General features: G+C 66.2%; 9 protein-coding genes. All 9 read left to right on the forward strand.

The genetic code is table 11. From position 1 onward, the window contains the following. Positions 1–2 precede the first annotated feature (2 nt). Positions 3–458 (forward strand): hypothetical protein, encoded by a 456-nt coding sequence (locus C6N40_RS06610; RefSeq protein WP_106990217.1) that lies wholly within the window; start codon positions 3–5, stop codon positions 456–458. Next, entirely contained in the window at positions 455–1075 is a 621-nt protein-coding gene (locus C6N40_RS14020) for an SPRY domain-containing protein (protein ID WP_162782116.1), read from the forward strand. The genes C6N40_RS06610 and C6N40_RS14020 overlap by 4 nt, the downstream gene beginning before the upstream one ends. 238 nt (positions 1076–1313) lie before the next feature. Continuing rightward, complete coding sequence (locus tag C6N40_RS06615; RefSeq protein WP_106990218.1) at positions 1314–2105, forward strand: DNA adenine methylase; 792 nt, start codon at positions 1314–1316, stop codon at positions 2103–2105. Between the two features lie 38 nt (positions 2106–2143). Continuing rightward, complete coding sequence (locus tag C6N40_RS14025; protein WP_162782117.1) at positions 2144–2632, forward strand: hypothetical protein; 489 nt, start codon at positions 2144–2146, stop codon at positions 2630–2632. Positions 2633–2861: 229 nt separating this feature from the next. Then, a complete protein-coding gene (locus tag C6N40_RS06620; protein WP_162782118.1) occupies positions 2862–3191 on the forward strand; it encodes a hypothetical protein in 330 nt (109 codons plus the stop codon). A gap of 39 nt (positions 3192–3230) precedes the next feature. Beyond that, positions 3231–3428: a type II toxin-antitoxin system HicA family toxin gene (locus C6N40_RS14630; RefSeq protein ID WP_162782119.1), complete on the forward strand. Its 198-nt coding sequence runs from the start codon at positions 3231–3233 to the stop codon at positions 3426–3428. 518 nt (positions 3429–3946) lie between these two features. After that, entirely contained in the window at positions 3947–4486 is a 540-nt protein-coding gene (gene rimP / locus C6N40_RS06635; RefSeq protein ID WP_106990222.1) for a ribosome maturation factor RimP, read from the forward strand. A gap of 32 nt (positions 4487–4518) precedes the next feature. Beyond that, positions 4519–6006, forward strand: a complete 1488-nt coding sequence (gene nusA / locus C6N40_RS06640; RefSeq protein ID WP_106990223.1) for a transcription termination factor NusA — start codon at positions 4519–4521, stop codon at positions 6004–6006. Between the two features lie 76 nt (positions 6007–6082). Continuing rightward, on the forward strand, positions 6083–6645 hold a 563-nt coding region (locus C6N40_RS06645), incomplete at its 3' end, for a translation initiation factor IF-2 associated domain-containing protein (RefSeq protein ID WP_205208559.1).

Here is a 6645-nt window from a genome sequence, read left to right on the forward strand (position 1 = left end):
CCATGGCTGACACCAAAATTTCTGGCCTCCCCGATGCCGCCGCGCTGACCGACGCCGACCTGGCCGAGCTCGAGCAGCCCGGCGAAGCCGCCGGCACCCGAAGCCGCAAGGTGACCCTCGCGCTGCTGCGCGCCTACGCGCTGCGCTCGCCCGAGAACGTGCAGACCGGCACCAGCTACACCCTGGTGCTGGCGGACGCCTTCAAGCTGGTGGCGATGGACAACGCCACGGCGAACACCGTGACGGTGCCGCCGAACAGCTCGGTGGCCTTCCCGCTGGGCACGCGCATTGACCTGAGCCAGGACGGCGCCGGGCAGACCACCATTGTGGCCGACACCGGCGTGACCATCCGCACGCCGGAAACCCTGAAGCTGCGCAAACAGCGGGCGAAGGCCACGCTCATCAAGCGCGGCGCCGACACCTGGGACCTCGAGGGCAACCTGGAGGCGGCGCCGTGATTCCGCTGGGCATACTGGGCGGGGCCACGCCACGCGCCGCTGGCGGCGGGGGCGCCACCTACGCCACCCTGAACCCTTCCGACAAGTCGGCGAGCATCACGCTTTCCGGTGGCAATCTAATCGCCACTGGCGGCGTGAACAGCTCCGGCGTCGCACGGAGCGTTCAGGCCATAAGTGGCAAGCGATATTTTGAAGCGGTTATGATCACCATCAATACGGGTGTTGCGGTTGTGGCTGCTGGGGTCGCAACCTCCGCACACTCACTGACCGCATCCCTCGGGTATGCAAACCCGAACGGCTGGGCCTTTTGGGGGCGAAACACCGGCGCCAGGCATAACGGTGCCACCGCCATCGCTCGCACCAGCGCCAGCGGCGACGTGTTCGGATTTGCCGTGGACGAGCCGAACGGGAAGCTATGGATTAGGCAAAACGGTAGCTGGATTCAGGGGGACCCGGAAACCGACACCAATCCGATTTGGAGCAATCTTTCGGGGACCTTGTACGCCGCGGCGTGCCCCTGGGGCTCTGGCACAACTTCGGTCACGGTGGAAATGCGGTTCGACCCCGCCACTTTCAGTATTGCGGCGCCCGCCGGGTTTGACCCGATGACGGCGTGACCGTGGGCCAATTTTGGGCCACGTGGGCTCCGGTGATGGCGGTTGCGGGCGAAAGATTCGCAGGTGACACCATCTCGAGGTTCTACGCCACTCCATAGAACAGGGCGGCCGCGTCGGCGCTGCAACGCCGACGCGGCCACCGAAACGCACGCGCTCAACCGCGTGATCCCAGCCAGGGCCCTGCCGCCTCCCGGGAGGCAGGGCGAGGCTCCCCGATCTGGATCGCAAAGGTTGAGACATGCCAAACCCCATCATCCCCTGGCCCGGCGGAAAGCGTCGGCTGCTCAAGCACCTCTATCCCCACTTCCCGGCCCACGAGTGCTACGTCGAGGCCTTCGCCGGCGGCGCGGCCGCGCTGCTGCTTCGGCCGGCGCCGGCGCCGGTGGAGGTGCTGAACGACATCAACGGCGACCTGGTGCGCCTGTACCGCTGCGTGAGGCACCATCTGGACGAGTTCGTGCGCCAGTTCCGGTGGTCCCTCGTCTCGCGCCAGATGTTCGAGTGGGCGCAGCTCGAGCACCCTGACACCCTCACCGACATCCAGCGGGCCGCCCGTTTCTACTACCTGCAGAAGCTGGCCTTCGGTGGCAAGGTCTCCGGCCAGAACTTCGGCTACGTGGCCAGCGGCTCCGGGCCGCGGCTGAACCTGCTGCGGATCGAGGAGGAGCTCAGCGCCGTCCACGTTCGCCTGGCCAACGTGATCGTCGAAAACCTGCCTTGGCACGACTGCCTGCAGCGATACGACCGACCGGCCACCCTGCATTACCTGGACCCGCCCTACTGGCAGACCGAGGGCTACGGCGTCGACTTCCCCTTCAGCGAGTACGAGCGCATGGCCGAGCTCATGCGCAGCCTGCAGGGCAGGGCGGTGCTGTCGATCAACGACCACCCCGACATCCGGCGGGTCTTCGAGGGGTTTGCCATGGTGCCGCTGCAGATCCGCTACACGGTCGGGCGGGAAGGGCGGGACCAGGCGGCAGGGGAGTTGATCATCAAGAGCTGGGATGATCGGCAGGCGCAGTTGATCTGAGGCATGATCATCCGCGTTCACTTAGCGGAGCCGTTTCAATGAATGACGTCTGGCCTTGTGTAGTTTCTTCGCAGCAAGACCCCGAGTTGCTACTGAGGTTCGGCCCGCTGATCGATGGAGCTTTTTGCCGAATCGCCGCCGATGCTTCTGAAAGGGTTGCATGCCAACTCCTGATCGACACAGGGGCGGATGGCTTTGTTATTGATCAAGACTTGGCAGTCGCTCTTTCTCTTCCACTGCATCGAGAGCAGGTTGCGTTTGGACTGCATGGGCAGTCTCTCGTGAAGAAGTACATGGTGGAGATTCTGATGCCGGCCATGACGGCCGGTGGCAAAGGCATTGCCTTTAGAATGCCAGCAGAGTGCACAGGGGCTCCCGGATTGGCTTCTTTCTACCAAGCTCATGGACTGCACGTGAAGGGAATAATTGGACGGAACTTCCTTCAGTTTTGCTCGTTGACCATCGATGGTGTCAGCGGCAGAACCCATCTTTCGATCGGAGAGGGCGTTACCAAAAGTAAGGCCTAAGTGAGTCCGCGCAGCTCCGGGGCGAGGTAAGATGAATAGGCCAGCGGGGGGTCCCACCCCGGGCAATCGTAGCCCGGTGGTCGTCTCCCGCTGGTCGGCCCAATGGCCGCTTCTGCCGGCCTCTGTCGTTCGTTCACTTGACATTCCCCTGCAGGCGCCTACTCTTGGCCTGCCTCTAGGGGAGGGGCCAGGGGAGAGGTGATCCTCGAACACCATTCGAGGTCCAGCCATGAGTAAGCGTCTACGAGCTTTTGCCTATCAGATGCCCGACGGGATCTGGGTGGCTCACTGTGTTGACCTGTCGTTGGCTGCGCAGGGCGACTCCTACGGGGAGGTGCGCCGGAAGCTCCACGATCAGGTCGTCGACTATTGCAAGTACGTGAACTCGATCGATGATGCAGAGTTCCGTCGGCAGCTGATGCGTCGTCCCGCACCATTGGGCACCCGCGCCTTTTACTGGGTAGCGTTGCTCGGGCATCACCTTGGCATGCGCGTGAAGCCGTCCGCGCCGGTTCCGCCTAAGAGCTGGATCGAAAAGTCCTTGCCCCAATCCTGTTAAGCCATGGGGACAAGGGAGCGGCCGGTCGGCCACAAGGAAATGGTGGCGCTCCTGAAGAGGCTCGGGTTTGCCCAAGTCCGCTCGAACGGTTCCCATGAGCACTGGGAAGGGGTGTACGGCGGGAAGCGACGCCTGGTTACGCTCGACGAGCATCACAGCCCCTATCACCGGGGACTTCTTCGCGATATCCGCAACCAGATTGGCATCTCGAGGTCGGACTTCTGGTCGTCGGTCTAGGTCTGTCTCAGGCTCTGAGCCGCCCCACAGTATCCTTCGGCCCATGGCCAGCTCATCCTTTCGCGACCGCCTCATGCGCGGTTACGCCTGCACCCGAACCCTCGATCGTCAGGCCGACAGCCTGCGTAGCCGAATGGCCGACCTGGCCAGTGATCCGGCCGCCGCCGGCGACGTGCTGTCGGCCATACGGGCACTGAGGGAGACTCTTGATCGCGCCGAGAGGACGGCCCGGGAGCTGGCGGGGGAGCAAGGGTAGCGCTTGCGGTGGGCCTCTCCGGCCCGTATCATACGCGACCTAGCTGGATGCGGACGGGCTCGGCGGCCAGATAAGCCCCGAATCCTGCCCCCGCTACCAGTTTCTGGCGTCGGATCCGAAGGGAACCAACGCTCAGGCTTTTTCCCCGGGTCGGCTGCCAGGCCGTCCCCGGGGAAGCCGGAACCTGGATGTACCGGAAAAGGGCCTTACGGCCCTTTTTTGTTTTTGGAATTTGCGACAACGACAAGGCGCGGAGCGAAGGATGACCGGAAAGGCAACCGAAATCTGCGAACTGCTCGAACCCACCGTCTCGGCCCTGGGCCTGGAGCTGCTGGGCGCGGAGTTCGCGCCCACGGGCAACAGCGCGCTGCTGCGGCTGTACATCGACGCCCCCGGCCGGCACGTGGCCATCGAGGACTGCGAGGCGGTGAGCCGCGAGGTCTCGGCCGTGCTCGACGTCGAGGATCCGATCACCTCGGCCTACACCCTCGAGGTGTCCTCGCCGGGCATCGACCGCCCGCTGTTCACGCCTGCCCAGTTCGCCCGCTTCACCGGCGAGCAGGCGAAGCTGGGCCTGCGCCTGCCGGTCGACGGCCGCCGCCGCTTCCAGGCGCGCATCGTGCGCGTGGAGGGCGACCGGATCGTGCTCGACTTCGACGGCCGCGAGATGGTTGTCGCCCACGAGAACATCGAAAAGGCGCGCCTGGTCCCCGACCTGGTCGCCCTGGGCCTGGCGGCCCAGCCCAAACCAACCGGTCCGCGCGGCAAGCGCAAGGCCAACGAAGAATCCGATAACCCCTGAGGCGCCCGACGCCTTTCACGGAGCTGGAAGAGATGAGCAAGGAACTGTTGCTGGTGATGGAAGCGGTCGCCAATGAAAAAGGCGTACCGCGTGGCGTGATCATCGAGGCCATGGAGGCCGCGCTGGCTTCGGCCGCGAAGAAGCGCTACCACGAGCAGGACGTCGCCATGCGCGTCTCGATCAACTCCCGTGACGGCAGCTACGAGACCTTCCGCCGCTGGGAAGTCGTGGCCGACGACGTGGTGATGGAGTCGCCCGACCGCCAGATCCGCCTGATGGACGTGGTCGACGACAAGCCCGACGCGCAGATCGGCGATTTCGTCGAGGAGCAGGTCGAGAACGCCGAGTTCGGCCGCATCGCCGCCCAGGCCGCCAAGCAGGTGATCGTGCAGCGCGTGCGCGAGGCCGAGCGCGCCCAGGTGGTCGATGCCTGGAAGGACCGCGTCGGCGAGCTGGTCAACGGCATCGTCAAGCGCGTCGAGCGCGGCAACGTCTACGTCGACCTGGGCGGCAACGCCGAGGCCCTGATCCCGAAGGACAAGGCCATCCCGCGCGACGTGCTGCGCCCGGGCGACCGCGTGCGCGGCTACCTGCTCGACGTGCGCTCCGAGACCCGCGGCCCGCAGCTGTTCATCAGCCGCACCGCCCCTGAATTCATGATCGAGCTGTTCAAACTCGAGGTGCCGGAAGTCGGCCAGGGCCTGGTCGAGATCAAGGCCGCCGCCCGCGACCCGGGCGACCGCGCCAAGATCGCCGTGCTGGCCCACGACCACCGCACCGATCCCATCGGCGCCTGCATCGGCATGCGCGGCTCGCGCGTGCAGGCCGTGAGCAACGAGCTCAACGGCGAGCGCATCGACATCGTGCTGTGGTCCGACAACCCGGCCCAGTTCGTCATCAACGCGATGGCGCCGGCCGAGGTGCAGTCGATCATCGTCGACGAAGAGAAGCGCTCGATGGACCTCGCGGTCGCCGAGGACAAGCTGGCCCAGGCCATCGGCAAGGGCGGCCAGAACGTGCGCCTCGCCAGCCGCCTGACCGGCTGGCAGCTCAACGTCATGACCCAGGACCAGGTCACCGCCAAGTCCGAGGCCGAGCAGGCCGCCGCCCGCCAGCTGTTCATGGACAAGCTGGAGGTCGACGAGGAGATCGCGGGCATCCTGGTGTCCGAGGGCTTCAGCACGGTCGAGGAAATCGCCTACGTGCCCGCCGGCGAGCTGCTGGCGGTCGAGGGCTTCGACGAGGACATCGTCGAGGAACTGCGCGCCCGCGCCCGCGACGCGCTGCTCACCGAGGCCCTGCAGGTCGAGGAGGAGATCGAGGAGCACAAGCCGTCCGACGACCTGCTCTCGCTCGAAGGCATGGACGAGGCCACGGCCTACGCCCTGGCCGCGCGCGGCATCGTGAGCCGCGACGACCTGGCCGAGATGGCCACCGACGAGATCACCGACATCGAGGACATCGACGAGGAGCGGGCCGCGAAGCTGATCATGGCCGCGCGCGCGCACTGGTTCGAGTAAGGCCGACGCACCCTGCAATCCCCGAGTGTCACCATTGCGCGCCCCGGCGCGCAGGAAACCAAGGAATCACCGCCACATGTCCGAAGTCACCGTAGGTTCGCTGGCCAAAGTGCTGGGAATGCCCGTCGAGAAGCTGCTCGAGCAGCTGGCCGGCGCAGGCATGTCCTTCAGCGGGCCGGATCAGGTGGTCAGCAGTACCGAGAAGATGAAGCTGCTCGGCTTCCTTCGCCGGACGCACGGCAAGGATGAAAAGGCCGCCGAAGCCGGCGCGCCGAAGAAGATCACCCTCCAGCGCCGCAAGCAGGAGGAGCTGACCGTCAGCGCCGGCAAGTCCAAGTCCACGGTCACCGTCGAGGTGCGCCAGAAGCGCACCTACGTCAAGCGCGACGTGGTCGAGGAGCCCGTCACCGACGAGCGCGCCGAGGCCCTGCGCAAGCTCGAGGAGTCGAAGGCGCGCAACGAGGCCGAACTGGCCGCGATCGCCGAGTCCGACCGCAAGCGCCAGCTCGAGCGCGAGGCCGAGGAGGCCGCCCGCCGCAACGAGGAGGCCGCCCGTGCCGCCGCCGGCGACGCGCCGTCCGAGCCCGAGCCCGAGCCCGTCGCCACGCCGGCGCCGGCCCCGGCGTCCGCGCCCGAGGC

The sequence above is a fragment of the Arenimonas caeni genome (assembly GCF_003024235.1).
GTDB classification, from domain to species: domain Bacteria; phylum Pseudomonadota; class Gammaproteobacteria; order Xanthomonadales; family Xanthomonadaceae; genus Arenimonas; species Arenimonas caeni.